At 37.5% G+C, this 1,628-nt stretch carries 1 protein-coding gene; it reads left to right on the plus strand.

All coding sequences use genetic code 11. The features are described 5' to 3' along the window. The first annotated feature begins 632 nt into the window (after positions 1-632). Positions 633-1,427, plus strand: a complete 795-nt coding sequence (locus HC733_RS22150) for a trypsin-like serine protease (protein WP_190367142.1) — start codon at positions 633-635, stop codon at positions 1,425-1,427. The last annotated feature ends 201 nt before the right edge of the window (positions 1,428-1,628 follow it).

The raw sequence follows: 1,628 nt of genomic DNA on the forward strand, positions 1-1,628 counted from the left end.
CTTTAAATTCAGGAGAGTGGTTTCTACGTTTTCTAGTCATCATCTATTCCAATATTTTTGGTTACTATAAAAACAGAACAATCACTTAAAGTCATGTCCGAAAATTGGGGGCCAGTTCTCTCAGTTATCGTTTGTTGATTACAAAAACAGATTTGAAACGAGTTATTCTACAGGCTCGTTAGGTGCTCCGGTGAAAGAGAGGTTAAATTGAAGCGTAGTGTTCAGTTTAAAATGTATTTGAGTTTGTTAATCTTATGCATCATGGGCTATCAATTCCAACATACAACCTTTGATAATTTCTTTGTTAACCCGTTTTATATTGGTAGCATGGTGCTCGGTATTCTATTAGTAATTAAAGCTTTAGGTTATACCTGCCAAAAGTGTCTTAGAAATCAAGTAATACAAGGCTTTTACAAATATCGTTTACCATCTTCAAATTGTTATAACTGTGGTCACAATATTGATCAAAATCGCACCTAACAATGCGTTAAACCAAGGACACAAAACAGCAGGCTTGTGCTCCTTCGTCGCCAATTTTAGCCTGCTATTTTGTGCCGTTTACGGCAAGCGTTATATACCTCGAAGAGTAAACTTCTTCGCAAATCTAATAAAAACATAAATAGGGAAATTAAATGAAAGTCATTCAATATGTATACTTAGCCTGCATACTAATATTTTCCTTCGATAGCTTGGCGATAGTCGTTCGCCATGATGTTCAAGCTAGCAAGTATGAATTAGAAAAAACACCATCGTTTTTCGTCGATATGCCAGATGGCGGGCATGGTGCTCTGATAGCTCCTAATTGGGTCGTGACGGTAGCACACCTTTTACCACCAAATATTATTGATAAAACACTACAAATCGGCGAATACGAAGTTGAAGTTGAAAAGGTAATCATCCATCCCGGTATAACGGATATTCCTGAGAGCATGTTAAGTGGGGACGCTTCTGATTTAATGGACTTTATGATGACTGCCCACGATATTGCTTTAGTAAAGTTAAGTTCTGACTTACCAGATAGCGCCCCCATTGAAATATATTCTGAAAACAAAGAGCTCAACCAAGTAATAACGGGGTATGGCAGAGGGACAACGGGAAATGGTTTAACTGGTTCTATTCAAGGAACTCAGGGAAAATTTAGACTTCTGCAAAATAGAATTGAAGAAACCCATACTAATTGGTTATCAATCACTTTTGACTCCGGTGAAAAAGCCCTTGACCTTGAAGGGATTGACGGTTCCGGTGATAGCGGTGGCCCTTTGATTATGGCCGTTGAAGGAAAAAACTATTTAGTTGCCTTGTTTAGCTGGGACTATATTGAGGGAAATTTAGAAGAGTTTGCGGCTGGTCATTACGGAAAAAAGTCTTACCAAGTCAGAATTTCTACTTATAGTGATTGGATCAGAAAAACCATGTCCGAAAACTAAATAACGGTATATAACACATATGAACCTTCTCCGGTCAAGTAAGCATAACGATTCTTTTTAGCTGCTTTTAAGCAGCTAATTTGTCGACACTGAAAATCACTTAATGCATTGATCTTCTTGATGATCTAAACGATCTTACTATCCTCATTTTGCAACGTTTGTTTTCTCACCCCTCAAAACCTTGCAAAATGGAGATTAAAA

This window comes from Pseudoalteromonas sp. S16_S37, from assembly GCF_014694405.1.
Lineage (GTDB): Bacteria > Pseudomonadota > Gammaproteobacteria > Enterobacterales > Alteromonadaceae > Pseudoalteromonas.

Bases quoted from the DNA above. Each gene is read 5' to 3' on its own strand.
- HC733_RS22150 (WP_190367142.1), top strand. From the start codon at position 633: ATGAAAGTCATTCAATATGTATACTTAGCCTGCATACTAATATTTTCC.